The following is a 26,203-nucleotide window of genomic DNA, read 5'->3' on the forward strand; positions in this document are numbered from 1 at the left end:
TGATGCGTTTCTCGTAAGGCGTACTAAAGGGAAACTCTGCCAAATCGGCTGGATGGCACCCAACGGCGTTTTGGCACAGCAGCCCCTCAAGACTGCGGTTCTTGCGCTTGCAAGGGCCGAGTATATCGAGACCCTGACGCCACGACGACCTCTGGAGGCTCATTTGGTCGGCATTTAGCGGCTGTATCGCGGCTTTTTCCGGCAACTGTGCTTCTGGGCGCCGTTAAAGGGCAGGAATGGGGAATATTTCATCGCTTTGAACTGTTGTTCGCTCAACGCTGTGCTTTTTCTAGCGATTTGCTATCTTGCCAAACCTGCCGCAAGTCCCGCTTGCCCTCCTGATTACTATAAGAGAAGCCTTGCCATGTCCTCCGTGCCTGCAAGCAGTGCGCAACCCTCGCGCCCGCTGACCCGCAACGACTATAAAACCCTGTCGCTGTCTGCCTTGGGCGGGGCGCTGGAGTTTTATGACTTCATCATTTTCGTGTTTTTCGCCACCGTGGTCGGGAAACTCTTCTTCCCTGTGGACATGCCTGAATGGCTGCGCATGATGCAGACCTTCGGCATCTTCGCCGCTGGCTACCTCGCACGCCCACTGGGCGGCATCATCATGGCGCACTTCGGTGACCTGCTGGGCCGCAAGAAGATGTTCACCCTGAGCATCTTCATGATGGCCGTGCCGACCCTGATCATGGGCCTGCTGCCAACTTACGCGCAGATCGGCCTGTGGGCGCCGGTCCTGCTGCTGCTGATGCGCATTATCCAGGGCGCGGCAATCGGCGGCGAAGTACCCGGCGCCTGGGTGTTCGTCTCCGAGCACGTACCGCCACGCCATATCGGCTACGCCTGCGGCACCCTCACCAGCGGCCTGACCGCCGGGATCCTGCTGGGCTCGCTGGTCGCCACCGCGATCAACACTATTTACAGCCCGGAGCAGGTCTCGGATTACGCCTGGCGCATCCCGTTCCTGCTCGGCGGCGTGTTCGGCCTGTTGTCGGTGTACCTGCGCCGCTGGCTGCATGAAACACCGATCTTCGCCGAGATGCAGCAGCGCAAGACCCTGGCCGCCGAGCTGCCATTGCGCGCCGTATTGCGTGACCACCGGGGTGCCATCGTGTTGTCGATGCTGCTGACCTGGCTGCTGTCGGCCGGTATCGTCGTTGTCATCCTGATGACCCCGACCGTGCTGCAAACGGTCTATCACTTCAGCGCCACCGTTGCGCTGCAGGCCAACAGCCTGGCCATCGTCGCCTTGAGCCTGGGCTGCATTGCCTCGGGCGCCCTGGCGGACCGCTTCGGTGCTGGCCGCGTGCTGATCGTCGGTTGCGCGCTGTTGCTGGCAACCTCCTGGACCCTCTATCACAGCCTCATCGCTCACCCGGACTGGCTGTTCCCGCTGTACACGCTGACCGGTCTGTTCGTAGGCACTATTGGCGTAGTGCCTTACGTCATGGTCAAGGCCTTCCCGCCGGTGGTGCGTTTCAGCGGGTTGTCGTTCTCCTACAACGTGGCCTACGCCATTTTCGGCGGCCTGACGCCATTGGCGGTGTCGCTGCTGATGAAGGAAAGCCCGATGGGCCCGGCCTACTACGTTGCCGTCTTGTGTGTGATGGGCATGTTGGTGGGCGGGTATCTGTGGAAACGCGGACGCTGAAACCAGCCTGATCCACTGTGGCGAGGGAGCAAGCTCCCTCGCCACATAATGCGTGTTCAATGTTTCGCGCCTCATACGCCTTCGCTTCCAATAGTGGCCTTTCATCTAACTGTCACATTCCAGACATAGAGTGTTCACACGGCCTCCCGATACTTGGCCCCGATCCAACTATCCCTATCTGCTAGGAGCAAGGCATGAAACTGAAACGTTTGATGGCGGCAATGACTTTTGTCGCTGCTGGCGTTGCGACCGCCAACGCGGTGGCCGCTGGTGTTGATCCGGCAATTCCGGCTTACGTTAAGACCACTGGTGTGTCGGGCAACTTGTCCAGCGTCGGTTCCGATACCCTGGCTAACCTGATGACCCTGTGGGCCGAGGGTTACAAAAAGGAATACCCGAACGTCAACATCCAGATTCAAGCTGCCGGCTCCGCTACCGCGCCACCTGCGCTGACTGAAGGCACCTCCAACCTGGGCCCGATGAGCCGCAAGATGAAGGACACCGAACTGGCGGCCTTCGAGCAGAAGTACGGCTACAAGCCAACCGCTATCCCGGTTGCCGTGGATGCCCTGGCCGTGTTCGTGCACAAGGACAACCCGATCCAGCACCTGACCATGGAACAAGTCGACGCGATCTTCTCCTCGACGCGCCTGTGCGGTGGCAAAGCCGACGTGAAAACCTGGGGTGACCTGGGTGTGACCGGCGACCTGGCCAACAAGCCGGTTCAACTGTTCGGTCGTAACTCGGTATCCGGCACCTACGGCTACTTCAAAGAAGAAGCCCTGTGCAAAGGCGACTACAAGCCAAACGTGAACGAACAACCGGGCTCGGCTTCGGTCGTGCAGTCGATCAGCTCGTCGCTGAACGGCATCGGTTACTCGGGCATTGGCTACAAGACCGCCAGCGTGAAAACCGTGGCCCTGGCCAAGAAAGGCAGCACTGACTTCATCGAAGACAGTGAAGAAAACGCCCTGAACGGCAAATACCCGCTGTCGCGTTTTCTCTACGTGTACGTCAACAAAGCCCCGAACAAGCCTCTGGCCCCGCTGGAAGCTGAGTTCGTGAAGCTGGTTCTGTCCAAGCAGGGCCAGGAAGTTGTGGTGAAAGACGGCTACATCCCACTGCCAGCCAAAGTCGCCGCCAAGGCCCTGGCTGACCTGGGTCTGAAAGAAGGCAACTGATTGCCTCTGCGGGGCCGGAGTATCGGCCCCGCATCCGAATTTTCTAGTCCGCTGCCAGCCTTGCTTCGCGGCGGCTTTGTTGCGTCACTGCACTGTCATCTTTCTGTCATACAGGATCGCTAGGGTGTGCGCATGAATGATCTGGCCAATTCCACCATGACGACGACTTCTCCCCCCAAGCGCATTGACTTCAATACGCCTGAGCTGCAACGCAAGCGCCGCATTCGCGCGCTCAAGGATCGCCTGACCCGTTGGTATGTGCTGGTCGGCGGCCTCGCCGTCCTCGGCGCTATCACCCTGATTTTCTTCTTTCTTGCTTATGTCGTCGCGCCGCTGTTCCAAGGTGCCTCATTGACCAAGGAAGACGCCCTGACCCCGGCCTGGATCCAGGACGCGGGCAAGCCGCTGATGATCTCCCTCGAAGAACAGAACCAAGTCGCCATGCGGGTTTCCGACAAGGGCCAGGCGTTGTTCTTTAATGTGGAAACCGGCGCCGAACTCAAGCGTGTCGACCTGCCACTGCCTGCCGGCACCAGCGTTGCTTCTATCGGTGAAGACCAGCCCGGTAGCCCGTTGGTGATCCTGGGTCTGTCCAATGGCCAGTCCATGGTGTTCCGCCACACCTATAAGGTGTCCTACCCGGACGGCAAGAAAACCATTACGCCTGCGATCGAATACCCCTACGGTGAAACGCCGATCGTGCTGGATGACGCCGGTCGCCCGCTGGAGCATGTCGCCCTTAACGCCACCGATTCAACCTTGGTGGTTGCAGGTTCCGCCGGTTCGCACTTGAACGTGCTGTCCCTGAGCCGCGAAGAAAACATGATGACCGGCGAAGTCACCAGCGAGCAGAAGCGCATCGAACTGCCGCAGATGACCGAGCCGGTGAAAGCGACCTTCATCGACCCACGTCAGCAATGGTTGTACGTGATCAACGGGCGCGCCCTGGCCGACGTGTTCAGCCTGCGCGACAAGAGCCTCAACGGTCGCTACAAATTGCTCGAAGACGGCAACGCTGAAGTCACCGCCAGCACGCAGCTGGTGGGCGGTATCTCGCTGATCGTCGGCAACTCCAAGGGCGGCCTGGCCCAGTGGTTCATGGCTCGCGACCCGGATGGCGAGCAGCGCTTCAAGCAGATCCGCACCTTCCAGATGGGCACTACGCCTATCGTGGAAATTTCCGCCGAAGAGCGCCGCAAAGGCTTCACCGCCCTAGACGCTTCCGGCAAATTCGGCGTGTTCCACAGCACTGCACACCGCACCCTGTTGGTCGACCCTGTAGTCGATGGCCAAGGCGTGTATGGCATGTCGCCACGGGCCAACCGCGTGATCGTGGAAGCCGGCGGCAAGCTGCAACCGCTGATGCTCGACAACCCGCACCCGGAGGTATCGTGGAGCGCACTGTGGAGCAAGGTTTGGTACGAAAACTACGACGAACCTAAATACGTCTGGCAATCGACCGCCGCCAACACCGACTTCGAACCCAAGATGAGCCTGGCCCCGCTGACCTTCGGCACCTTGAAGGCGGCGTTCTACGCCATGCTGCTGGCTGCGCCACTGGCTGTTGCGGCAGCGATCTACACCGCCTACTTCATGGCCCCGAGCCTGCGCCGCAAGGTCAAGCCGGTGATCGAGCTGATGGAGGCGATGCCGACGGTGATCCTTGGCTTCTTCGCCGGCCTGTTCCTGGCGCCGTATGTGGAAGGGCATCTACCGGGCATTTTCAGTCTGTTGATGCTGCTGCCGATTGGCATCCTTGTCGCCGGCTTCATCTTCAGCCGCTTGCCTGAATCCCTGCGTCTGCGCGTTCCCGATGGCTGGGAAAGCGCGATCCTGATCCCGGTGATCCTGTTCGTGGGCTGGCTCTCGCTGTACATGAGCCCGTACCTGGAAACCTGGTTCTTCGGCGGCGATATGCGCATGTGGATCTCTCACGACCTGGGCATCACCTACGACCAGCGCAACGCTCTGGTAGTGGGTTTGGCCATGGGCTTCGCAGTGATCCCGAACATCTATTCCATCGCCGAAGACGCCGTGTTCAGCGTGCCACGCGGCCTGACCCTGGGCTCGCTGGCCTTGGGCGCCACGCCGTGGCAGACCATGACACGCGTGGTGATCCTGACCGCCAGCCCGGGCATTTTCTCGGCATTGATGATCGGTATGGGCCGCGCTGTCGGCGAGACCATGATCGTGTTGATGGCCACCGGTAACACCCCGGTGATGGAGATGAACCTGTTCGAAGGCTTGCGCACCTTGGCGGCCAACGTCGCAGTGGAAATGCCCGAGTCGGAAGTGGGCGGCAGTCACTACCGCGTGCTGTTCCTCTCGGCACTGGTGCTGCTGCTGTTCACCTTCATCATGAACACCCTCGCGGAGCTGATCCGTCAGCGTCTGCGCAAGAAATACTCGTCGCTTTAAGAAAGGTAGAAGTCTGTGAAACAGAACTCCCTGAATGGATGGTTCAAGAGCGGCGCCCCCGGCGTCTGGATCAGTGGTGGCGCGGTGTCCATCGCGGTCATCATGACCATTGGTTTGCTGGCGGTGATCGCCGTGCGTGGCTTGGGCCACTTCTGGCCGGCCGACCTGATCCAGGCCAACTACAACGTGCCGGGCCAGGCCAACCATATCGTCATCGGCGAAGTGGTGCAGAAGGAAGAAGTCCCCCGCGAGCGCCTGAAAAGCGCTGGCCTGCCGGTGCCGGACCAAGGCCCGGAGTTCATGACCCGCGAGCTGATCAAGGTCGGCAACCGTGACCTGAACGGCAACGACTTCACCTGGATCGTCGGCGAGTGGCTCAAGGACCAGACCACGCCGACGAACCTGATGACCATCGAGCGTCGTGAGTGGGGCAACTTCTACGGCACCTTGGTCAACGTCAAGCAGGATGGCAAGGTCATCGCCGAGGGCGAAGCCGCATGGCCGGAGCTGCAGGCCCGTGTGGATCGCGTCAACAAGCTGGCCGCTCAACTCAAAACCCTGGAAAAATCCGACATCGGCGCGATCAACGCCGGTTTGGAGCGCATCCGCCTGCACGGCCGCAAACTGGAGCTGGAAGGCAAGCTCGACGCCGCCGCCCAGGCCGACATGGATGCCGACCGCGCCGAGCTGAATGCCCGTTACCAAGACATCGAAGCCCGCCTGGCCGACCTGCACGCCCAGTTCAACCGCGACGCGCTGACCGCTCGCGACGGCAACGGCAAGGAAATCGAAATCGGCATCGGCAAAGTGGTGCACGCCTACCAGCCGAACGCCATGGGTACGATTACCAAGATCGGCTTCTACTTCAGCAAGGTCTGGGAATTCCTCAGCGATGACCCACGAGAAGCCAACACCGAAGGCGGGATCTTCCCGGCTATCTTCGGCACCGTGATGATGACCCTGATCATGGCGATGATCGTCACTCCGTTCGGCGTGCTGGCGGCGGTGTACCTGCGTGAATACGCCAAGCAGAACACCCTGACCCGCGTCATCCGTATCGCCGTGAACAACCTGGCCGGTGTACCGGCCATCGTCTACGGCGTGTTCGGCCTGGGCTTCTTCGTGTATGTATTGGGCGGTTCGGTTGACCGCCTGTTCTTCGCCGAAGCCCTGCCGGCCCCGACCTTCGGTACGCCGGGCCTGTTGTGGGCCTCGCTGACCCTGGCGCTGCTGGCGGTACCGGTGGTGATCGTGGCCACCGAAGAAGGCCTGGCGCGGATTCCTCGCACCGTACGTGAAGGCTCCCTGGCACTGGGCGCGACCAAGGCGGAAACGCTGTGGAAGATCGTGCTGCCGATGGCCAGCCCGGCGATGATGACCGGCATGATCCTCGCCGTGGCCCGCGCCGCCGGTGAAGTGGCGCCGCTGATGCTGGTAGGTGTGGTGAAACTGGCGCCGTCACTGCCGCTGGATGGCAACTACCCGTACCTGCACCTGGACCAGAAGATCATGCACCTGGGCTTCCATATTTATGACGTCGGCTTCCAGAGCCCCAACGTCGAAGCCGCACGGCCGCTGGTGTACGCCACCGCGTTGCTGCTGGTGCTGGTGATCGCCACGCTCAACTTGTCGGCGGTGTGGATTCGTAACCACCTGCGCGAAAAATACAAAGCGTTGGACAGCTAACACGGCCCCCTGTGGGAGCTGGCTTGCCTGCGATGGCATCACCGCGGTTTGACTGAAACACCGCGCCGCCCGCATCGCAGGCAAGCCAGCTCCCACAGGGGCCAGCGTCAGACACAAAATTTGAGTAGATCGCCCCGGCGGTTCAACACAACGAATTGGTAGCACAGGGAGCATCCCATGCAACAAGACACCCACACCCACGGCATCAACATGTCTGCCCTGGGTCGCGACAAGCAGAGCCTGAGCCTGGCCCAGGAAACCGTGGCCATCGAAGTGCCGGGCCTGAGCCTGTACTACGGTGAAAAACAGGCGCTGTTTGACGTCAGCATGAACATCCCCAAGCAGCGCGTGACCGCCTTCATCGGCCCGTCGGGCTGCGGCAAGTCCACGCTGCTGCGCACGTTCAACCGCATGAATGACCTGGTGGACGGCTGCCGCGTAGACGGTGCGATCAACCTCTACGGCACCAACATCTACCGCAAGGGCGAAGACGTGGCCGAGCTGCGTCGCCGCGTGGGCATGGTGTTCCAGAAGCCCAACCCGTTCCCCAAGACCATCTACGAAAACGTGGTCTACGGCCTGCGCATCCAGGGCATCAACAAGAAACGCATCCTCGACGAAGCAGTCGAGTGGGCCTTGAAAGGCGCGGCGCTGTGGGACGAAGTGAAGGACCGTCTGCACGAATCGGCCCTCGGCCTGTCTGGCGGTCAGCAGCAGCGTCTGGTCATTGCCCGCACCATCGCCGTTGAGCCGGAAGTACTGCTGCTCGACGAACCTTGCTCGGCACTCGACCCGATCTCCACGCTGAAAGTCGAAGAGCTGATCTACGAGCTCAAGTCCAAGTTCACCATCGTCATCGTGACCCACAACATGCAACAGGCGGCGCGGGTTTCCGACTACACCGCGTTCATGTACATGGGCAAACTGGTGGAGTTCGGCGATACCGATACCCTGTTCACCAATCCGGCGAAGAAGCAGACCGAAGACTACATTACCGGTCGCTACGGCTAGGATGCCGGGATCTTCCTCGCACTGACGCTGCGGTTTTCCGCACCTTACCGGACGCTCCAAGGACGCCAACATGATTAGCAAAGAAGGCCTTACCCACCACATCTCCGCGCAGTTCAACGCCGAGCTTGAGGAAGTGCGCAGCCACCTCCTGGCGATGGGCGGGCTGGTGGAGAAGCAAGTCAACGACGCCGTCACCGCGCTGATCGAGGCCGACTCGGGCCTGGCCCAGCAAGTGCGTGAGATCGACGACCAGATCAACCAGATGGAACGCAACATCGACGAAGAATGCCTGCGCATCCTCGCCCGTCGTCAGCCGGCGGCGTCCGACCTGCGTTTGATCATCAGCATCTCCAAGTCAGTGATCGACCTGGAGCGCATCGGCGACGAAGCCACCAAGATCGCCCGCCGCGCCATCCAACTGTGCGAAGAAGGCGAAGCGCCACGCGGTTACGTGGAGGTGCGCCACATCGGCGACCAAGTGCGCAACATGGTGCGCGATGCCCTCGACGCCTTTGCTCGCTTCGATGCTGAGCTGGCACTGTCGGTGGCCCAGTACGACAAGATCATCGACCGCGAATACAAGACCGCGCTGCGTGAGCTGGCGACTTACATGATGGAAGACCCACGCTCTATCTCGCGGGTCTTGAGCATTATCTGGGTGCTGCGTTCGCTGGAGCGTATCGGCGACCACGCGCGTAATATCTCGGAACTGGTGATTTACCTGGTGCGCGGCACCGACGTACGGCACATGGGCCTCAAGCGCATGAAGGCCGAAGTTGAAGGTTCGGCCGATCTTATCCCTAATGTTCCGGGCGAATCTGACGATAAGTAAGATTGCCCGAGAAATAAACGCCCGGCCTTTGGTCGGGCGTTTTTGTTTGTGGCCGCTGAATTTTTTGCGGATCGGATGAAAAAAGTCTGAACGTGACTACAGGGTTTTGGCAAAATGCCATCAGTCAGGCGTCTTGCGTGCCGAAGTTTTTATAGGATGAAGGGTCGATGAGTAAAGTCAGTGTATTGGTGGTGGATGACGCCTCGTTTATCCGCGACCTGGTGAAGAAGTGCCTGCGCAACTACTTCCCCGGGATCAAGCTTGAAGACGCGGTGAACGGCAAAAAGGCCCAGGCCATCCTGATGCGCGAGACCTTCGACCTGGTGCTGTGCGACTGGGAAATGCCGGAGATGTCCGGCCTTGAACTGCTCACCTGGTGCCGCGAGCAACCTCACCTCAAAGCCATGCCGTTCGTGATGGTGACCAGCCGTGGCGACAAGGAAAACGTGGTCCAGGCCATTCAGGCCGGGGTTTCCGGCTACGTCAGCAAGCCGTTCACCAACGAGCAGTTACTGAACAAGGTCAAGCAGGCCCTGCACAAGATCGGCCGTCTCGACGCCCTGGTCGCCAGCGCGCCGACCAAAATGAACTCGGCCTTTGGCAACGATTCACTCAGCGCCCTGACTGGCGGCAAGCCCGAAGCGCTCAAGTCGGCACCTGTGGCGGCGGCTGCCCCTGCACCGAGCCGAGGCCTGCTCAACAGCCCACCAGTTCAGGCGCCTGCGGCTGCATCCCCTGCCGGTGGCCGTGGCCAAGGCCAGTTGCGCCTGTCCAGTGGCACCCAGCAATGCGTGATCAAGGCGCTGAGCATCAAGGAAGCGCTGCTGGTAGTACGTCGCAGCGAAGTCCTGCCCCAGGTACTGGAAAGCGCCGTGCTCGACCTGGAGCAAGGCGACAACGCCGAAGTGGCCCGTCTCAATGGCTACCTGCACGCTATCGTCGCCTTCGAACCCAAGCCTGACAGCGATTGGCTGCAACTGACCTTCCGGTTCATCGACCAGGACGCGCAGAAGCTCGATTACATCTCCCGTCTAATCGCACGGGGTACGGCGCAGAAGCATTTTGTGCCGGGTGCTTGATTTGTAGTGAGCGGGCTTGCCCCGCGCTGGGTGGCGAAGCCGCCCCAAAACCAGACGGCGCGTATCATCTGAGAAAATGCGGTGGCTCCCATTAGGGCGGCTTCGCCACCCAGCGCGGGACAAGCCCGCTCACTAAAGACTGTAACGATCCCTTGCTAGCCTGCCGTTCAGTCATCCCGGCAGGTTCGCGCCATGCTCATGCGCTTTTTGCTGTGCTGTGGGCTGGCCACGGTCGCCGTGTCGACCCAGGCCATGACCCTCTACAAATCCGTCGATGCCGATGGCGTGGTGTTTATCAGCGACCGGTATACGCCGGGCGCCCAGGCGTTCGTGATCCGGGAGCACAAGCTTGAACGACCGATACTCGACAGGCCTCCAGCCCGCTACCCGCCTCAGGCCTACCGCTATCCCTTGCCCTGGCGCGGCGGCCCATTCCGCCTGACTCAAGGCCCCAACGGCACTTTCAGCCATACCGATAGTAAGAGCCGCTACGCCATGGATATCGCCATGCCCGAAGGCACGCCGATCATTGCGGCGCGTAGCGGTGTGGTGGTGAAGACCGAAAACGCGCAGACCGGGCGCGGCAGTGATGCGTCGGGGAATTTCGTGAGGGTGCGCCACGATGACGGTACCGAGGGCGTGTACCTGCACCTCAAGCAAGGCTCGGTCAGTGTCAGGGTTGGGCAGCGTGTGGCGGTAGGAAGCCCGCTGGCGTTGTCGGGCAATACCGGCAACAGCAGCGGGCCGCATCTGCATTTCGTGGTGCAGCGCGCCACCGAGGCGGGGCTGGTGTCGATCCCGTATGAGTTCAACCAGCCCGTGGGTGCATTGCCCAACTTTGCGTTGGGCAATTGAGGGTCAATCCAGCAGCAGCACCTTGGCCAACACGATCTTCGGCCCTTTCATCTTCTTGATGATGATGCGCAAGCCTTCGACCTCCAGTACTTCTTCCTCTTCCGGCACGCGCTTGAGGGTGTCGTAGATCAGACCGGCCAGCGTTTCGGCTTCAATGTGGTCCAAGTCCACGCCCAGCAGGCGCTCGACCTTGAACAGCGGCGTGTCGCCACGCACCAGCAGCTTGCCCGGCTGGTAGGCCAGGATGCCGCGCTCGGCCTTGCGGTGTTCGTCCTGGATATCGCCCACCAGCACTTCCAGCACGTCTTCCATGGTGAGGTAGCCGATGATCTTGCCGTCGGCTTCTTCCACCAGAGCAAAGTGCGCGCCGCCTTTGCGGAACTGTTCCAGCAGTTGCGACAGCGGCATGTGTCGCGACACACGCTCCAGCGGGCGGGTCAGCTCGGCCAGGTTGAACGACTCAGGGATGTGGTCCAGGGCCGCCAGTTCCAGCAGCAGGTCCTTGATGTGCAGCAGGCCCACGAATTCGTTGCGCACAGCGTCATACACCGGGTAGCGGCTGAATTTGTGGCGACGGAACAGCGCGAGGATTTCCTTGAGCGGGGCGTTGAAGTCCAGGGTGACCAGGTCTTCTCGGGAGTTGGCCCAGTCCACCACTTCCAGCTCGCCCATTTCCACGGCGGAGGCCAGCACGCGCATGCCTTGGTCGCTCGGGTCCTGGCCACGGCTGGAGTGCAGGATCAGCTTGAGTTCTTCACGGCTGTAATGGTGTTCGTGGTGCGGGCCGGGTTCGCCTTGGCCGGCGATGCGCAGGATGGCGTTGGCGCTGGCGTTGAGCAGGTAGATCGCCGGGTACATGGCCCAGTAGAACAGGTACAGCGGCACCGCCGTCCACAGCGACAGCAGCTCGGGTTTGCGAATCGCCCAGGACTTGGGCGCCAGCTCACCGACCACAATGTGCAGGTAGGAAATCACGAAGAACGCGGCGAAGAACGACACGCCCTTGATCACTTCCGGCGACTCGACGCCTACGGCGCCCAGCAGCGGCTCAAGGATGTGCGCGAAGGCCGGCTCACCGACCCAGCCCAAGCCCAGGGAGGCGAGGGTGATGCCCAGCTGGCAGGCCGACAGGTACGCGTCGAGCTGGCTGTGCACGGTGCGCAGGATTTGCCCGCGCCAGCCGTTCTTGTGGGCGATGGCCTCGACCCGGGTGGCGCGCAGTTTGACCATGGCAAATTCCGCCGCAACGAAGAAGCCGTTGAGCAGTACCAGGATCAGTGCAAAAAGAATCATGCCGAAGTCGGCGAAGAGTGTAGCGAGGGTGATACCAGGGGAAGGGTCCATGATGGGGTTTTGCAGGTTCCGTGTGTTCAATAAGGGGTGGCAGGTGGGCCTGGAAGGCAGGCGCAAGTCGGCCAATGTAGCGGCTGACGGGGCGCTTGCCTAGTGCCCACTGCCGGGCGGGCCGTCAGGTGTCCTGATCAATTGCCTTCGATCGTGTCATCTGTGCCGGCGGGAAATGGCAGGTGAACGTACTGCCATGGCCCAACACGCTGCTGATCTCCAGGCGTGCGCGGTGACGCAGCAGCACGTGCTTGACGATCGCCAGGCCAAGCCCGGTGCCGCCAGTGTTGGAGTTACGGCTGGAGTCGACGCGGTAGAAGCGCTCGGTCAGGCGCGGCAAGTGCTTGGCGTCGATGCCGATGCCGGAGTCCTGCACGCTCAGGTGCGCGCCCTGTTCGTCGGCCCACCAGCGGATGCGGATGTTGCCTTTGTCCTGGGTGTACTTCACGGCGTTGAACACCAGGTTGGAAAACGCGCTGCGCAACTCGCCTTCGCTGCCTTTGAGCAGCACGGCAGGGTCGGCTTCCAGCGTGATCTGCTGCCCGCGTTGGCCGGACAGGGCCTGGGCGTCGTTCTTGATGGTCTGCAGCAGGCTTTGCACGGTGACAGGATGGTTATCCGACGGGTAATCGGTCGCCTCCAACTTGGCCAGCAACAGCAGGTCGTTGAGCAGTGTCTGCATGCGTGAACCTTGCTGCTGCATCTGTTGCAGGGCACGGCTCCAGCGCGGATTGATCTCGTCGACGTTGTCCAGCAGCGTCTCCAGATAGCCGCAGATCACCGTCAGCGGTGTGCGCAACTCGTGTGAGACGTTGGCGACGAAGTCTTTGCGCATCTGTTCCAGCTGGTGGATGCGGGTGACGTCGCGCACCAGCATCAGGTGCTCGTTGTTGCCATAGCGCGTCAGGTACAGCTGGATGCGCACGCGGTCATTGGTGGGCGAGGGGATTTCCAGGGCTTCTTCGTAGTTCTCCTGTTCGAAGTACTCCTTGAAGCGCGGGTGGCGCACCAGGTTGGTCACCGGCTGGCCGCTGTCCTGAGGCGTCTTGAGGCCCAGCAGGGTCTCGGCGGCGCGGTTCCACCATTCCAGGTTTCCGTCGCTGTCGAGCATGATCACCGCGTCTTTGAGTGCGGCGGTGGACTCCTGCACCCGGTCGATCACCGCTTGCAGGCGTCCGCGCACCCGTTGGTCTCGGCGCTGCAAGTGATAGATGCTGTCGAACACTTCGCCCCACAGGCCGTAGCCATCGGGCGGTGCTTCATCGGGTTTGTGCTGGCGCAGCCATTCATGCAGGCGCAGCAGTTGCTTGAGGGTCCAACCCAGGTACAAGGCGATGCCGGCTGCCAGGCTCCAGCCGTAGTAACCGCTGACCAGACCCACCAACAGGCAGCCGGTGATCAGCAAAAGCATGTGGCGGATCAGGGTGCCATGCCAGTTTTGGTTCACTTAAACATGCGTCCTTGTCAGCTGTTAAGGAAAGAAGGGACCGGCTCAGCCTTTGGTTGAAAAGCGGTAGCCCGTGCCGCGCACGGTTTGTACCAGATTCTCGTAGGCATCGCCCAAGGCTTTGCGCAGGCGACGGATGTGCACGTCCACGGTGCGCTCTTCCACATACACGTTGCCGCCCCACACCTGGTCCAGCAATTGGCCACGGGTGTAGGCGCGCTCCTGGTGGGTCATGAAGAATTGCAGCAGGCGGTATTCGGTCGGGCCCATCTCGGCCGGCTTGCCGTCGATGGTCACGCGGTGGCTGATCGGGTCCAGCAGCAGGCCGCCGACTTCGATAGGCGCCTCGCCATCGGTTGGGCCGGCGCGGCGCAATACGGCTTTCAGACGTGCGACCAACTCGCGTGGGGAAAACGGCTTGGTGATGTAGTCATCGGCGCCGACTTCCAGGCCCTGGATCTTGTTGTCCTCTTCGCCCTTGGCGGTGAGCATAATGATCGGGATGTCCCCGGTCAGCTCGTCACGCTTGAGGCGGCGGGCCAGTTCGATGCCGGAGGTGCCGGGCAACATCCAGTCCAGCAGGATCAAGTCCGGCTTGCGGTCGACGATAATGGCATGGGCCTGCTGGGAGTTCTCCGCCTCCAGGCAGTCGTAGCCGGCCATTTCCAACGCAACGGCGATCATCTCGCGGATGGGCGCTTCGTCGTCAACAATCAGAATGCTCCTGCCAACCATGCTCAAAAATCCTCTTGTCATTTAACTGTCTTGCGCCGCATTAGATAACGGAATTATTGCAGTCGTGTGACAGTAATTTAGTCGCTCGGGCAATTCCCGCCTCTCTGGACTACGCTTTGGGTCCGAATCCTGACAACCACAAAAGGAAGGTTCCGATGACTTACAGCACGATTTCCTGGAAAGCCCTGCTGGTAACGGCGGCGTTGACGCTGCCGACCCTGACATTCGCGGCGGAACCCGCGATGACGAAAAACGGGATGCTGGTCGACCACAAGGGCATGACCCTCTACACCTTCGACAAGGATGCCGACGGCAAGTCAGTGTGCAAGGACCAATGCGCGACCAATTGGCCGCCGCTGAAGGCGGAGTCCACCGACACGTCGATGGGCAAATGGACCGTCATCACCCGCGACGACCAGACCAGCCAGTGGGCCTATGAGGGTAAGCCGGTCTACACCTACAAGGATGACCACAAGGCGGGCGACAAGACCGGTGATGGCAAGGGTGGGGCGTGGCACGTCATCAAACCCTGATCACACGGTGCCGTTGAAAACATCGCGGGCAAGCCCGCTCCCACAGGGGAACGCATTCCAAATGTGGGAGCGGCGGTGCGACGATTCGACTTGCCCGCGAAGGCGTAAGCCCGGCCGCCACAAAAACCTCAGCGCAACGCATAATCCAGCACAATCCCGACAAATATCGCCAACCCCGCCCAGTGGTTGTGCAAGAACGCCTTGAAGCACTTCATCCGATCCTTGTCCCGGGTGTACCAGAATTCCCAGGCAAAACAGCCGGCCGCTGCCAGCAGCCCCAGGTGAAACCAGCCGCCCAGCTCAAACCGGGCTCCGGCCAGCAACAGGCACGCCAGCGACAGCCCTTGCAGGGTAAGAATGATCACGCGATCAGCTTCACCGAACAGGATGGCCGTGGATTTCACGCCGATCTTCAAGTCGTCATCGCGGTCGGTCATCGCGTAATACGTGTCGTAGCCCACCGTCCACAGCAGGTTGGCGATATACAACAGCCACGCGGCGGCAGGCAGGCTGCCGGTCTCGGCGGTAAACGCCATCGGCATGCCCCACGAGAACGCCGCCCCCAGCACCACCTGCGGGTAATAGGTGTAGCGCTTCATGAACGGATAGCTCGCCGCCAGGGCCAGGCCACCCAAGGACAGCAGGATGGTGGTGGCGTTGGTCAGCAGCACCAGCAGGAAACTGATGCCCATCAGCACCGCGAAAAACACCAGCGCCTCTTTCGAACTGATCTTGCCGCTCACCAGCGGGCGCTGCTCGGTGCGCTTTACATGGCCGTCGACCTTGCGGTCCGCCCAGTCGTTGATCACGCAGCCACCGGCGCGGGTCAGCACCACGCCCAAAACGAAAATCACGATATTGATCAAAGAGGGCGAGCCTTTGCCGGCGATCCACAGCGCCCACAGCGTCGGCCACAGCAGCAGGTAGATGCCGATGGGCTTGTCCATGCGGGTCAGCTGAATGAAATCCCAGGCCCTGGGGTTCAGGTGGTTCAGGGACTTGAGCAGACGTTGGTACATCAGCAGTTCTCCGGATGGGCATGCACCGCTTGCCACACGCTTGGCAGGAAGATCTCGGCCACCAATACGCTCAACGCGCCACGGTCAAAGCGCGACCGACGCGCCCATAGACCCTCGATCTGGCTGTCCTTGGGTAGCCATTGGCGTGGGTAGCGGCACACCTCTATGGCTTGGCGGCTGAATGCGTGTTCGCTGAACAGCAATTCACCGAGTGGGCGGCTGCCCAGTGCGTCCATGTGCAAGCCGTCACCTTGCAAGGTGCTGCGGGCGGCCACGCAACGCGCGAACAGCCAGGGCTGGCCGTTGCCGTGCAAATACGTTTCGCGTACCCAGCCGACGCTGGCTGGGGGCAGGTCGAGGGCTGCGCACTCGTCGTCGCGTAGCGGCTGCCAACCCTCAAATAGCGGCGTGATGCTGAAGCCATTGTTGGACAGGCGCGTCAGCCGCTGCGTCATTGACCCTTCATCAAACAGCCAATTGAGGATCAAAGGCGTGGGCAGGGGGCTCAGAAGGCTCTGGGTCAGCCATTGGCAAGCATCGGGAGGGTCGATTGAGTGCGGCACGGTGAGTCAGTATTGGCAGCAAAAGAGGCGGCGAGCTTACCATGGCGTCCCGGGTTTTTGCCGGTCTGAACCGGCTGTTTGCGTCGATCGTGCTTGCATCTGCCGGCCCCGATCAGTACAAAACGCCCTGAGCCGCACGGCAATGCGAGTCTATCGACCGTCGGCCAAGATGCCTGGACCCTGAGGAAGTAAGTAATGAAGAAGTGGCAATGTGTAGTCTGCGGCCTTATCTACAACGAAGCGGATGGCTGGCCGGATGACGGAATCGCACCGGGCACCCTGTGGCAGGACGTCCCGGAAGACTGGCTGTGCCCGGACTGCGGCGTGGGCAAAATGGATTTCGAAATGATCGAAATCGGCTGATTTTTGGTTTTCAGATAAGTACTACAAGGAGAAGGGAATGAACGCACCTGTCGTGATCATCGGCACAGGATTGGCCGGTTACAACGTGGCCCGGGAGTTTCGCAAGCTCGACAGCGAGACCCCCTTGCTGCTGATCACCGCAGATGACGGGCGCTCCTACTCCAAGCCCATGCTCTCCACTGGTTTTGGCAAGAACAAGGAAGCCGATGGCCTGAGCATGGCTGAACCTGGCGCCATGGCCGAGCAACTCAAGGCCGAAGTGCGCACCCACACCCGTGTCAGCGGCATTGACCCTGGCCACAAGCGCTTGTGGATTGGTGAGGAAGCGGTGGCTTACCGCGACCTGATCCTGGCCTGGGGCGCCGAAACCGTACGTGTACCGGTGGAAGGTGATGCGGCTGAGCTGATTTTCCCGATCAATGACCTCGAAGATTACGCACGCTTCCGTACCGCCGCTGCCGGTAAGCGCCGTGTGCTGTTGCTCGGCGCGGGCTTGATCGGCTGTGAATTCGCCAACGACCTGATTCTGGGCGGTTATGAAATCGACCTGGTGGCACCTTGCGAGCAAGTCATGCCGACCTTGCTGCACCCGGCCGCCGCAGCAGCGGTACAGGCCGGACTGCAAAGCCTCGGCGCGCGCTTCCACCTGGGCCCGGTGCTCAATCGGCTGCAGCGCACTGCTGATGGCCTGGAAGCCCATTTGTCGGACGGTGAAGTGATCGCCTGCGACCTGGTGGTCTCAGCCATCGGCCTGCGCCCGCGAGTGGATCTGGCAGCCGCCGCCGGCCTGCAGACCAATCGCGGAATCATGGTGGACCGCCACCTCAAGACCTCCCACGCCAATATCTACGCCCTGGGCGACTGCGCCGAGGTCGACGGCCTGAACCTGCTGTACGTGATGCCGCTGATGAGCTGCGCCCGTGCCCTGGCCCAGACCCTGGCCGGCAACGCCACGGCAGTCAGCTACGGCCCGATGCCGGTGACCGTCAAGACGCCGGTCTGCCCGCTGGTGGTCTCGCCACCGCCACGGGGCACCGAAGGCGTTTGGAGTGTTGAAGGCGAAGGCGCCGATATCAAGGCCCTGTGCCGCGATGCCAGCGGCCGCCTGCTGGGCTATGCCCTGACCGGCAGCGCCGTGATGGAAAAACTCGCCCTCAATAAAGAACTTCCGCCGTTACTGGCGTAAATACCGGTCGTTCTGTCGGAATAACCGCGTTTTTCACCCTAGAAAGGTCGCCGCGAGACTGGCGCGGCGTCCGATGGCATGCCATCCTCACTCCCGTCTGCCGCAGAGTAGAGCCTGCGGCGCTTTGGGCGCTGCTCCAGAAGAGAGCAGCACGGACATAACAACAAAAAACCGTCAAAGAGGCTTCACTTATGCGTAAACCAGAACTCGCAGCCGCCATCGCTGAAAAAGCGGATCTCACCAAAGAACAGGCCAACCGCGTCCTCAACGCCGTTCTCGAAGAAATCACCGGCGCCCTGCACCGCAAGGACAGCGTCACCCTGGTTGGCTTCGGCACCTTCCTGCAACGCCACCGCGGCGCCCGCACTGGCAAAAACCCTCAAACCGGTGAGCCGGTGAAAATCAAGGCCAGCAACACGGTTGCGTTCAAGCCAGGCAAATCGCTGAAAGACACTGTTAACGCGTAAGAGCGTTACCGTCTCGAAGGGGGCGGGGTGGTAGGAGAGATGGGCACGCCGACTGGGTCGGGTGCCCATTTTTTGTAGGCTGGAGAATGTCTGGCCAGTAGTAACCTCCCGGTTACAACTCCCCCCAAGGATCAAATTTATAAGTGGCATCCAACGGTGTGAACGCTAGCCCAAAGAGCGCCTTGGATTCGAACATCGCCTTGAATTCAGCCGAACAGACCGTTTCGTTAATATCCGTGCATAGAAACAGGTGTTGATGAATACCCGGTTTTATCTTGAATGATTCGATGGACTCAAAAACGATAGCGGGTACATCACTTTCTTCTGGTGTCTTGAGTTTGCCGGTGTATTTGTCGCGGTCGATGGTGAATACCGAATGCTCAAGATCAAGCAGGCTGAGTCGGGCGGTCGGAACGAAAAGGTTGTAGCGTTTTTCAGGTGTTTTTTTTCCTTTTAACTCTATCTCGACCTGACGCGTGATATGAGGAATTTCGAGCGTTGCGCAGATGTTCAAGACGGCATCTGTCGCCAGCAACTCCTCAATCATGAGGTCCGCTTTCAACTCCTTGATCTTGGCCTTGACTTTATAAGCGCTAGCAAACTGACTCTCATCCGGTGTTTCTGAAGGGTAATGAAACTCCGGGACGCCAGGAGTCCAGTCCGACTCAAAGAAGCTGGGCGCATCCGTCCCGTTGGTGTGATAGTTCACGATGAAGAAATCAGCGCTGGCGCCGGTCATAAAAGTCGTCCTGTAACTGCATCAGTTTTGAAGAGGCCATTCTGCAGCCCGCCGCTCGCCCATTTTTGGATGTTCGAGACTTCCAGTGCGAGGTCCATATCAGATAACCCGGCTTGTTGTTTGTTCAAGCTCCTGAGCCTGTCCCTGACAGCATCGGTGTACTTGTTATGGTTCGACCAATGTCCAGGAAGCTGCGTTTTAGCGGCAAGGTCCTTTGATCCTGGCAGGAAAGCACCGTTGGAGGCGCCATCCGGGTCCCAACCTATCTTTTTCAGCCTGGAGAACATTTTGCCGAACTCTTTGTGTTTGATCAGCTCCTCGGGTATCAGGTGATGGTTGGCCATACCGTCACCTTTGCGAGCCCCATGTTCTTGCCTAGCTTCGTCGAGCACCAGCCCAGTGGGTCACTCCAGCCCAGAGGGTTGGTGGCGTACTGATAGAGGTTAATACCGCCCAGCAATCCAACCGGGTCTTCTGTAGTGAATCTGCCGATATCGGGGTCATAAAGATAAAGGGGGCAGATTTATTTATAGTCCCTATCCGGATTAAATAGATCCGTCCCATTTATTGTTGTCCCCTTTATTGTTCAGACTTGGATACCTTTGGAGCAGTCTACGAATCGAAGACCTTTAAGCTGGGATGCTTCGCATTGCTGCTTGAACTGCTGGGAAACAAAGATGCGTTGTGAACTTTCCTTAGCTCTCACGATATGGTGATTGCCTAAGGTAGCAGGTGGCAGACTTTGAAGCGTGGTGAATTTCAGAGGACCATCCGGCATAAAACTGAACATGGGACCATATAGAGAGTTATTCAAATCAATACAAGGAAGTACCTGGATCACATTGAATACATAGTAACCTTCCAGCTTTTCTTCTTTTAGATAAACGTTGGCAGGAAAAAGCTGAGCGTCTTTCGGGAATTTGCGCAGTACGTTGGCCATTGCCTCGCTTACAAATTCAAGCGTGTCACTTTGAAGAAGATCGAAGGACATTAAGCGAGATGCGCTGATCTTATTTTTATTTCTAAAGGTTGGGGTGGTAGCAATTGATGATTACTCTTCTCCACTAATAAACAATAAACATAGAGGCTGGTCTGGCTGTATTTATGCTCCTGCAATAACCGCAGTCCATCCCACACAAACTGCGTTTCTCCCAGCGTATATCCGTCACTGCCATGCTCGGTTTTTTCGATGCGTCGGCCCAGCGGGTCGTAGGTCATTCGCACGACGCTGCCGTCATCGTTACGCACTTCAACCAAACGGCTTTCAGCATCGTAGGTAAACCGCTGCACGCCCCGTTTCGCGCTGCGTTTTTCGATCATCCGCCCAAACGCGTCATAGCGATAACGTTTGTCCTGATAGGTCAGCAACTTGTTATGCACCACCAACCCGGCACCCGCCTGCGGGCCATCTAGCAGGTTGGCGGCGGCGTCGTAGGCGAAGGTTTCACGCTGGCCGTGCAGGCTGTCCTGGCAGGCGATGATGCGGCCGGTGGCGTCGTAGTGCAGCAGTTGGCGTTGGTCGCGGTGTTTTTCCCGATCACGCCCCAGGCGGCCGATCAGGTTAACGGCCGGGTCATAGTCGAAGTGTTTTTGCTGGGCGGCCGGCAGTTGAGTAGGCTGGCCATTGGGGCGCCGTATCCGTGAGCGCAGGCGGCCGCTGCCGCGTGCTGATCTGGCCTTGGGTACGCAGAACTTCGCGGTGTAGACGGTCGCGCTTAAAGTCGCTGATGACGCGGCCGTCGAGGTTGATCTGGTGCAGGTGGCCGCCGCCGCAGTACAGGCGATTGAGCCAGCGGCCGTCGGGTCATATAGTCTGGGCTCACTATCAAGTGTGGCCTGGTATCCAGAATAGGTTTTTACCTCCGGATTTAATGATTTTCTCAACCAGTTCAGTAAATGATTTTGCGATCAGTGTGCTCTCATCGGCCGTCGGGTAACTGTCCCAGAATGAGTCGTAGCAATAGCCAAATTGCGGGCCGGGTGTCAGATCAATTGAAATTATTTGATCTTCACATTTAACCAGCGCGTACCAGTTAGCGGAGTCTGGGTCCTCCAAGTCTTCGTTCATGACGACAAAGTCGGAACGTTCCAGCTCTGGCGCCTGAATCGTAAAGCTGTACTGTGCCCTTGGATAGAAAACAGCGCTGCTGTAATGCTTATAAAAATCGGCCAAGTCATCGGGGACGAGATTACTCGGCAACCCAGTAGAAGGTGCTGTCGTGCAGTCAGAATTCTCTATCAAATCAACGATTTTACTCAGGCTCATCTTCCGCATCCCTTCCGCAGGTAGTTTTTCATTGCTTTGTTGTACAAACCGCGTGAAGCCTTCGGGAAACCTTTAGCTTCGGCGGCCTTAAACATTTTGTTGGAAAGTCTGAGTATTTCGAATTTCGATACCTTCTTCCAATCGAAACCTTTAAAGCCCCGTTTCCCGGTTTTCTTCTGAACCCAGTCTTTAGCAACCTCTTTGGTCGCATTGTGTTGATCTACAGTCATCACTACGGTTGGTGTCTGGCCGTTTCGAGATACGTAGTCCTTGATGTTGTGCTTGGACCACGCATCGAGTATCCCGTGATGTTTCTCGAAGCCAGGTGCGCTTTTTCCATAATCTATAATGTCACCCGGTTTTGCCGGTGCCCAGCCCAGTGGATCGATCCACGTGATGGGATTCGGTGAGTATTGATAGAGATTGATGCCACCCGCCAACCCAATCGGATCCGGCGTCGTAAACCGTCCCACATCCGGATCATAAAACCGAAACGTGTTGTAGTGCAGTCCGATCTCTCGATCCAGATACTGCCCCTGAAACCGTAGATTTTGCTCTTCGATAAAGTACGGTTCACGCATCTCCCCAACCGTATTCCCCCACACCCGATACCGCGCCTGCCACACTGTCTTCCCGTCGGCTTCAGTCAGTTGCTCCGGCAACCCGTTCAGGTCGTTGTGGTAGTAGCGCACACTTTGATGCTCGCCCGTCCCATCCACTCGGGCTAGCGGCGCATAGCTGTCTTCTTCATAGATGTAGAGGCTGGTCTGGCTATGCCGATGCTCCTGCAACAGGCGCAAACCTTCCCAATCGAATCGGGTTTCACCCAGCGGGTAGCCGTTGTTGTCATGTTCGGTTTTAGCGATGCGCCGGCCAAGCGGGTCATAGGTCATTTTCACAACCGTTTCCCGTCCTTCCTTCTGGCTCCGCACTTCGATCAACCGGTGCTCGGCGTCGTAGGCGAAGCGTTGCAAGCCACGTGCAGCGCTGCGTTTTTCGATCATTCGACCAAAACCGTCATAACGGTAGCGCTTGTCCTGATAAGTCAGCAGCTTGTTATGCACGACCAGCCCTGCACTGGATGGCGGCCCGTCCAGCAAGTTGGCGGCGGCGTCGTAGGCGAAGGTTTCCTGCTGGCCTTGAGCGTTGTCCTGGCTGGCGATGATGCGACCGGTCGCGTCGTAGTGCAGCAGTTGACGCTGGTCCCGATGCTTGTCGCGGTCGCGTTCCAGGCGACCGATCAGGTTATCGGCCGGGTCGTAGTCGAAGTGTTTTTGCTGGGCGGCCGGCAGTTGCGTGGGCTGGCCATTGGGGCGGCGTATCCGTGAGCGCAGGCGGCCGCTGCGATCGTATTCGCTGCGCGTGGTGATCTGGCCTTGGGTACGCAGCACTTCGCGGTGCAGGCGGTCGCGCTCGAAGTCGCTGATGACGCGGCCGTCGAGGTTGATCTGGTGGAGGTGACCGCTGCCGTAGTACAGGCGATTGAGCCAGCGGCCATCGGGCAGTTGGGTCTGGATCAGGTTGCCGAGTTCATCGTAGTGATGGTTCAGGCTGCCGGCAGCGCTTTGTTCGGTAATCAGTTGACCAAGCGGATCGTAGGCAAAGGCCAAAGCCTGGGTGGTTTCATCATTACCTGTGAAAGTGACGGCGGTGAGCTGGTCCACCGGATCGTAGGCGTATTCGGTACGGCCATCATCGGTAACTTTCACCAGCAAGCGACCAACCGCATCGCGTTCCAGGCGATGCACGATAGGGGACGGCACTGCCAGTCCTTCATTCGAGGGAACGTACTCTAAGGCAGCCAGATTATCCAACGCATCATAGTCATAACGTCGAGCACTGCCGTCCAAGTCTTGCTGTTCCGTGAGGCGGTCTCCCTCGTCCCAGGCAAAACGGTAGCTTTCCGCGTTTTCATTGGTCAGGGTTTGTAACCGACCATAGGCGTCGTAGCGGAACTCAATTTGCCTGCCGTGGGCATCTATTCGTTGGCGCACTTGCCCGCGACGGCCGTATTGGTAGCGAGTGGTGTGACCCGCAGCGTCGGTCCAGCCGATCAACAGACCGCTGGTGTCGCGCAGGTACAGCTCGGTGCGACCGTCCGGCAATTCAGTTTGCAGCAAGCGGCCTTGGCAATCGTGTTGATAACGTTGCCGTTCGCCCAAGGCGTCGATGACTACCTGCAAGTGGCCCTGGCGATCGTACTCAAACGCTGTGGGGTACCCCGAACAATCGACATGCTGAATTAACTGTCCGGTTTCATTCCAACGCAGAGTTTTGCTTTTGCCCGTGGCGTCGATGATCTCCACCACCTGACCAAACTTATCGTAGCGATACCGTGTGACATGCCCCAAGGGGTCGATTTCACTGACGCAATTACCCCGTTGGTCGTACTGATATTGCCACGCGTGGCCTGCCGCATCGGTCTCCACTAAGGGCAGCGACCAATGCTCCAGCCACAATGTGGATTCGATACGCCCCAACGGATCCTGAGTGCTGCACAGGTTGCCGGATTCATCGTAGCCGAACTGCCATTTACCGCCTTGAGGATCAATTGCACCGAGCAACTGGCGCTCGTCGTTCCACTCGAATTGCCAAGTCTTCCCCAGATTGTCGGTGTACTCGGTGATCTGGTACTGCGGGTTCCAGCGGCGCGTGCTGACGCGTTGCAAGCCGTCTGTAATATGGGTCACACCGGCCGACAGGTCATAGTCGAATCGGTACTCGTCACCTTCGTCGGTCCAGTGCCGCACCACACGCCATTCGCTATCGTCCACGCATTCCCACTGGTAGTAGCAACGTAGCCCGGCGGGTAGTTGGTGCTCGACCATGCGCTGGCCAGCGTCATAGGCGAAGCGACGTTGCACGTTTGTGGCGGCGTCGCGAACTTCGGCCAGGTCGCCGCGAGTGTCGTAGGCATAGCTGACGAGGGTTTCTCGACTGTGATCGGGGTACACGCGATCGACTCGCTCTACCCGCGCCGGCCATTGTTGGCTATAGCCCAACTCGACGCGCACATGATCGAAAGTATCTCGTAATTGGTTCAGCCGACCCTGGGCGTCATAATCGAGAAAAATGCGGTTGTCATTGCGATCCCCTAACTGGCTGAGGCGCAGTTGCGAAGGGGTGTCTGGCGTTGGCTCGAACAGTCGATAGAGTCCATCAACGCTTTCAATCAGTAGTTGGCCATTGGTATTGCGCCGCACGCTCAAGCCTTCACCGGCGCTGAATACAGCTCCACCCAGCGGGATCACGCCCATGTCGATCTGGCGCGCTTGCTCATCGGTATAGACCAGTCGCTCGCCACCTTCGGGGTGTGCGCCAATCTCGACAAACACTTCGTAGATCACGCTCCAGCTGGCGCCGAACAGGCCATTTCGACGTTCGTCTCGGCTGCTGTAGTAGCGCTGCCATTCGATAGGGAGAAGGCCGGGCAAGGCGAAGTCCAGGTCGTCCTCGCCATCAAGTATTTTCGCGCCCGTCGAGCTATGCACCGGGTTGGGCGAGCCAACCACTGCAGAGGAAATGGCGTTGGTAACCTGGCTGGTGCCCCACGACACCAGTCCGCCCACCACCATGCACGGCAGCTTGCTGAAGAACTTCGAACCACCGCCGCGCAGCATCAACAGTGCTGTCACCGCCAACCCAACACCCGGCGTCTTGCCGCTGCGAATCTCGCGGACCACCACCGGACTACCGCCAATGCGCACGTTGCTGGAGATCATCCCCGATTCGACAATCGAAGCATCGCAGGTGCTGCGGTCACCGCTACGGGCGGCTGGCTGACCGTTGATAGTGACCTTGCTGGAGCCTTCGGCAATAAACTGCGGCGGCATCGGCGGATGCTTGGTGCAGATCACGATATCCAGCGGCTTGGGTACTGCGCCTGGCGCAGGAACCGCTACTGTGGGGCGCCACATCTGCGAGAAAAAACCCTTGGCCATGTCCAGGTAGCTGGCTTCTTCGGGACTGCCACCTTCGGCGAGTTGCGAGCTAACCGGACCGATAGCACCTGCGGCACGTGCAGACGGTATGCCGTTGGTGAAGGTGTTGTGTGAGCCGGTGGCGATCGTCGCCATCACCACCGGCGGAAATAACGCGTTGCCTATCCAGTCGCAAACCTTTGTCAGTCCCTTGTCCGCCCCCGTCTTGCTCATGCCGATACCGACGATGATTCCCACCACCGCGCCGAGCACAAAACAGCCGAGGCCGCCGGTAACGACGGTAATACCGGTCGCGGCCACGATCGCAGCAGTGGCTACCGCTGTAATAGCGATATTGGCTGCGATTTCCAGCACGCCGCCCAGGATGTCGGCCATAACCGAGGTGTGTAGCAGGCTGTCGCCGAGGCGTGCCGCCCAGAGTGCGTCAGACATGGAGGAAGGGCTTCAAGGCTTCGGATTCAGCAGCAGGGTGTTTTTGATCGTTGCCCAGTGGACATTTTCAGCGTCGCCCAGAGGCTGGGCTTTGACATAGCTCAGGGCAAGCATCTGCTGGGTGCCCGGTACAACCAGCGCCAACTGGTATTGATAGATACGCTCGGCGCCCTTGCTGAACTGGTTATGTACTTCGATGGCGTCGACATCCTGCGCCGCGCCCACGCGAACTACCTGCGCCGGTTGGTAGCGCAAGTCTTGCACCTGTTTCTCGAGTTTGACCAGTTGGCCTTCGAAGTTGCTTTGCAGTGTTTCACCATCGCCGAGCAGGCTACGGCTGACGATCAACGATGTGCCTAGCGCGGCGAACTTCAGGATATTGACGGACGCATCCTGCACCTCATCGCTGGGCAGTGTGAATTGCAGTTCATTGAGTCGATAGGTCATGAAAC

The 26,203-nt window shown here is 59.5% G+C and carries 23 protein-coding genes and 2 pseudogenes; 12 read left to right on the plus strand and 13 right to left on the minus strand.

The features are described from left to right. Positions 1–364: 364 nt before the first annotated feature. From WH299_RS20535 to WH299_RS20570, 8 genes are all read left to right on the plus strand, one after another. Complete coding sequence (locus WH299_RS20535; protein WP_122729937.1) at positions 365–1,654, plus strand: MFS transporter; 1,290 nt, start codon at positions 365–367, stop codon at positions 1,652–1,654. A gap of 194 nt (positions 1,655–1,848) precedes the next feature. Next, positions 1,849–2,835 carry a phosphate ABC transporter substrate-binding protein PstS gene (locus tag WH299_RS20540; RefSeq protein WP_016978637.1) on the plus strand — a complete coding sequence of 329 codons (987 nt, stop codon included), beginning with the start codon at positions 1,849–1,851 and terminating at the stop codon, positions 2,833–2,835. A 384-nt stretch (positions 2,836–3,219) separates the two neighbouring features. Beyond that, positions 3,220–5,253, plus strand: a complete 2,034-nt coding sequence (locus WH299_RS20545) for an ABC transporter permease subunit (protein WP_339551162.1) — start codon at positions 3,220–3,222, stop codon at positions 5,251–5,253. 15 nt (positions 5,254–5,268) lie between these two features. Beyond that, a complete protein-coding gene (gene pstA, locus WH299_RS20550; protein WP_323622947.1) occupies positions 5,269–6,939 on the plus strand; it encodes a phosphate ABC transporter permease PstA in 1,671 nt (556 codons plus the stop codon). Between the two features lie 177 nt (positions 6,940–7,116). Then, a complete protein-coding gene (gene pstB / locus WH299_RS20555) occupies positions 7,117–7,950 on the plus strand; it encodes a phosphate ABC transporter ATP-binding protein PstB (protein ID WP_010207582.1) in 834 nt (277 codons plus the stop codon). A gap of 70 nt (positions 7,951–8,020) precedes the next feature. Next, a complete protein-coding gene (phoU, locus tag WH299_RS20560; RefSeq protein WP_010207581.1) occupies positions 8,021–8,782 on the plus strand; it encodes a phosphate signaling complex protein PhoU in 762 nt (253 codons plus the stop codon). A 167-nt stretch (positions 8,783–8,949) separates the two neighbouring features. Then, the gene (locus WH299_RS20565) at positions 8,950–9,861 is read left to right on the plus strand and encodes a response regulator (protein ID WP_122729929.1); all 912 of its coding nucleotides are present in this window, start codon (positions 8,950–8,952) and stop codon (positions 9,859–9,861) included. A gap of 192 nt (positions 9,862–10,053) precedes the next feature. After that, positions 10,054–10,716, plus strand: a complete 663-nt coding sequence (locus WH299_RS20570) for a M23 family metallopeptidase (RefSeq protein ID WP_339551151.1) — start codon at positions 10,054–10,056, stop codon at positions 10,714–10,716. A gap of 3 nt (positions 10,717–10,719) precedes the next feature. On the opposite strand, the gene WH299_RS20575 is transcribed toward WH299_RS20570, so the two are convergent. The 3 genes from WH299_RS20575 to phoB form a co-directional block, all read right to left on the minus strand. Beyond that, the gene (locus WH299_RS20575) at positions 10,720–12,060 is read right to left on the minus strand and encodes a hemolysin family protein (RefSeq protein WP_010207573.1); all 1,341 of its coding nucleotides are present in this window, start codon (positions 12,058–12,060) and stop codon (positions 10,720–10,722) included. A 124-nt stretch (positions 12,061–12,184) separates the two neighbouring features. Continuing rightward, positions 12,185–13,471 (minus strand): phosphate regulon sensor histidine kinase PhoR, encoded by a 1,287-nt coding sequence (phoR, locus tag WH299_RS20580; protein WP_240037379.1) that lies wholly within the window; start codon positions 13,469–13,471, stop codon positions 12,185–12,187. 81 nt (positions 13,472–13,552) lie between these two features. Then, the gene (gene phoB, locus WH299_RS20585) at positions 13,553–14,242 is read right to left on the minus strand and encodes a phosphate regulon transcriptional regulator PhoB (protein ID WP_003176964.1); all 690 of its coding nucleotides are present in this window, start codon (positions 14,240–14,242) and stop codon (positions 13,553–13,555) included. 155 nt (positions 14,243–14,397) lie between these two features. On the opposite strand from phoB, the gene WH299_RS20590 reads away from it, so the two are divergent. Continuing rightward, on the plus strand, positions 14,398–14,775 hold the full coding sequence (locus WH299_RS20590) for a COG4315 family predicted lipoprotein (protein WP_339551152.1): 378 nt from the start codon (positions 14,398–14,400) through the stop codon (positions 14,773–14,775). A gap of 128 nt (positions 14,776–14,903) precedes the next feature. Here the strand turns inward: WH299_RS20590 and ubiA are convergent, their stop codons facing one another. Both ubiA and WH299_RS20600 read right to left on the minus strand, forming a co-directional pair. After that, positions 14,904–15,794 (minus strand): 4-hydroxybenzoate octaprenyltransferase, encoded by an 891-nt coding sequence (gene ubiA / locus WH299_RS20595; protein ID WP_233892994.1) that lies wholly within the window; start codon positions 15,792–15,794, stop codon positions 14,904–14,906. Further along, complete coding sequence (locus WH299_RS20600) at positions 15,794–16,357, minus strand: chorismate--pyruvate lyase family protein (protein WP_028618504.1); 564 nt, start codon at positions 16,355–16,357, stop codon at positions 15,794–15,796. The genes ubiA and WH299_RS20600 overlap by 1 nt, the downstream gene beginning before the upstream one ends. Before the next feature lie 195 nt (positions 16,358–16,552). On the opposite strand from WH299_RS20600, the gene WH299_RS20605 reads away from it, so the two are divergent. The 3 genes from WH299_RS20605 (at position 16,553) to WH299_RS20615 (ending at position 18,373) form a co-directional block, all read left to right on the plus strand. Next, positions 16,553–16,720, plus strand: coding sequence for a rubredoxin (locus WH299_RS20605; RefSeq protein WP_032856748.1), 168 nt, complete (start codon positions 16,553–16,555; stop codon positions 16,718–16,720). A gap of 37 nt (positions 16,721–16,757) precedes the next feature. Continuing rightward, positions 16,758–17,906 (plus strand): NAD(P)/FAD-dependent oxidoreductase, encoded by a 1,149-nt coding sequence (locus WH299_RS20610; protein ID WP_122729919.1) that lies wholly within the window; start codon positions 16,758–16,760, stop codon positions 17,904–17,906. Positions 17,907–18,097: 191 nt separating this feature from the next. Further along, entirely contained in the window at positions 18,098–18,373 is a 276-nt protein-coding gene (locus tag WH299_RS20615) for an HU family DNA-binding protein (protein WP_003176958.1), read from the plus strand. A gap of 112 nt (positions 18,374–18,485) precedes the next feature. Here WH299_RS20615 and WH299_RS20620 read toward each other — a convergent pair whose 3' ends face one another. The 8 genes and pseudogenes from WH299_RS20620 to WH299_RS20655 all read right to left on the minus strand — a co-directional run bounded on the left by WH299_RS20620 (position 18,486) and on the right by WH299_RS20655 (position 26,198). Further along, positions 18,486–19,112 (minus strand): hypothetical protein, encoded by a 627-nt coding sequence (locus WH299_RS20620; RefSeq protein WP_100491872.1) that lies wholly within the window; start codon positions 19,110–19,112, stop codon positions 18,486–18,488. Continuing rightward, positions 19,109–19,456, minus strand: a complete 348-nt coding sequence (locus WH299_RS20625) for an AHH domain-containing protein (protein ID WP_214497151.1) — start codon at positions 19,454–19,456, stop codon at positions 19,109–19,111. Before WH299_RS20625 ends, WH299_RS20620 begins: the two co-directional genes overlap by 4 nt. 23 nt (positions 19,457–19,479) lie before the next feature. Next, positions 19,480–19,617: pseudogene (locus WH299_RS20630) on the minus strand (RHS repeat-associated core domain-containing protein); the annotation flags it as partial. A gap of 81 nt (positions 19,618–19,698) precedes the next feature. After that, a complete protein-coding gene (locus tag WH299_RS20635; RefSeq protein ID WP_339551154.1) occupies positions 19,699–20,103 on the minus strand; it encodes an imm11 family protein in 405 nt (134 codons plus the stop codon). 83 nt (positions 20,104–20,186) lie between these two features. Next, positions 20,187–20,916: pseudogene (locus tag WH299_RS20640) on the minus strand (RHS repeat domain-containing protein); the annotation flags it as partial. Positions 20,917–20,937: 21 nt separating this feature from the next. Further along, positions 20,938–21,378 (minus strand): hypothetical protein, encoded by a 441-nt coding sequence (locus tag WH299_RS20645; protein WP_122729912.1) that lies wholly within the window; start codon positions 21,376–21,378, stop codon positions 20,938–20,940. Then, positions 21,375–25,751, minus strand: coding sequence for an RHS repeat-associated core domain-containing protein (locus WH299_RS20650; protein WP_339551155.1), 4,377 nt, complete (start codon positions 25,749–25,751; stop codon positions 21,375–21,377). The genes WH299_RS20645 and WH299_RS20650 overlap by 4 nt, the downstream gene beginning before the upstream one ends. A 12-nt stretch (positions 25,752–25,763) precedes the next feature. Beyond that, positions 25,764–26,198: a DcrB-related protein gene (locus tag WH299_RS20655; protein WP_122729910.1), complete on the minus strand. Its 435-nt coding sequence runs from the start codon at positions 26,196–26,198 to the stop codon at positions 25,764–25,766. Between the last annotated feature and the right edge of the window lie 5 nt (positions 26,199–26,203).

The organism is Pseudomonas sp. MYb541, assembly GCF_037479595.1.
Taxonomy (GTDB): domain Bacteria; phylum Pseudomonadota; class Gammaproteobacteria; order Pseudomonadales; family Pseudomonadaceae; genus Aquipseudomonas; species Aquipseudomonas canadensis.

What these genes read in the sequence shown, in the direction of transcription:
- WH299_RS20650 (WP_339551155.1), bottom strand. Translation starts at nt 25,751, where the DNA reads ATGTCTGACGCACTCTGGGCGGCACGCCTCGGCGACAGCCTGCTACAC.
- WH299_RS20655 (WP_122729910.1), bottom strand. Translation starts at nt 26,198, where the DNA reads ATGACCTATCGACTCAATGAACTGCAATTCACACTGCCCAGCGATGAG.
- WH299_RS20645 (WP_122729912.1), bottom strand. Translation starts at nt 21,378, where the DNA reads ATGAGCCTGAGTAAAATCGTTGATTTGATAGAGAATTCTGACTGCACG.
- WH299_RS20610 (WP_122729919.1), top strand. Translation starts at nt 16,758, where the DNA reads ATGAACGCACCTGTCGTGATCATCGGCACAGGATTGGCCGGTTACAAC.
- WH299_RS20540 (WP_016978637.1), top strand. Translation starts at nt 1,849, where the DNA reads ATGAAACTGAAACGTTTGATGGCGGCAATGACTTTTGTCGCTGCTGGC.
- WH299_RS20590 (WP_339551152.1), top strand. Translation starts at nt 14,398, where the DNA reads ATGACTTACAGCACGATTTCCTGGAAAGCCCTGCTGGTAACGGCGGCG.
- phoU (WP_010207581.1), top strand. Translation starts at nt 8,021, where the DNA reads ATGATTAGCAAAGAAGGCCTTACCCACCACATCTCCGCGCAGTTCAAC.
- WH299_RS20620 (WP_100491872.1), bottom strand. Translation starts at nt 19,112, where the DNA reads ATGACCGGCGCCAGCGCTGATTTCTTCATCGTGAACTATCACACCAAC.
- WH299_RS20625 (WP_214497151.1), bottom strand. Translation starts at nt 19,456, where the DNA reads ATGGCCAACCATCACCTGATACCCGAGGAGCTGATCAAACACAAAGAG.
- WH299_RS20570 (WP_339551151.1), top strand. Translation starts at nt 10,054, where the DNA reads ATGCTCATGCGCTTTTTGCTGTGCTGTGGGCTGGCCACGGTCGCCGTG.
- WH299_RS20535 (WP_122729937.1), top strand. Translation starts at nt 365, where the DNA reads ATGTCCTCCGTGCCTGCAAGCAGTGCGCAACCCTCGCGCCCGCTGACC.
- ubiA (WP_233892994.1), bottom strand. Translation starts at nt 15,794, where the DNA reads ATGTACCAACGTCTGCTCAAGTCCCTGAACCACCTGAACCCCAGGGCC.
- pstB (WP_010207582.1), top strand. Translation starts at nt 7,117, where the DNA reads ATGCAACAAGACACCCACACCCACGGCATCAACATGTCTGCCCTGGGT.
- phoR (WP_240037379.1), bottom strand. Translation starts at nt 13,471, where the DNA reads ATGCTTTTGCTGATCACCGGCTGCCTGTTGGTGGGTCTGGTCAGCGGT.
- WH299_RS20605 (WP_032856748.1), top strand. Translation starts at nt 16,553, where the DNA reads ATGAAGAAGTGGCAATGTGTAGTCTGCGGCCTTATCTACAACGAAGCG.
- phoB (WP_003176964.1), bottom strand. Translation starts at nt 14,242, where the DNA reads ATGGTTGGCAGGAGCATTCTGATTGTTGACGACGAAGCGCCCATCCGC.
- WH299_RS20565 (WP_122729929.1), top strand. Translation starts at nt 8,950, where the DNA reads ATGAGTAAAGTCAGTGTATTGGTGGTGGATGACGCCTCGTTTATCCGC.
- WH299_RS20575 (WP_010207573.1), bottom strand. Translation starts at nt 12,060, where the DNA reads ATGGACCCTTCCCCTGGTATCACCCTCGCTACACTCTTCGCCGACTTC.
- WH299_RS20615 (WP_003176958.1), top strand. Translation starts at nt 18,098, where the DNA reads ATGCGTAAACCAGAACTCGCAGCCGCCATCGCTGAAAAAGCGGATCTC.
- WH299_RS20635 (WP_339551154.1), bottom strand. Translation starts at nt 20,103, where the DNA reads ATGTCCTTCGATCTTCTTCAAAGTGACACGCTTGAATTTGTAAGCGAG.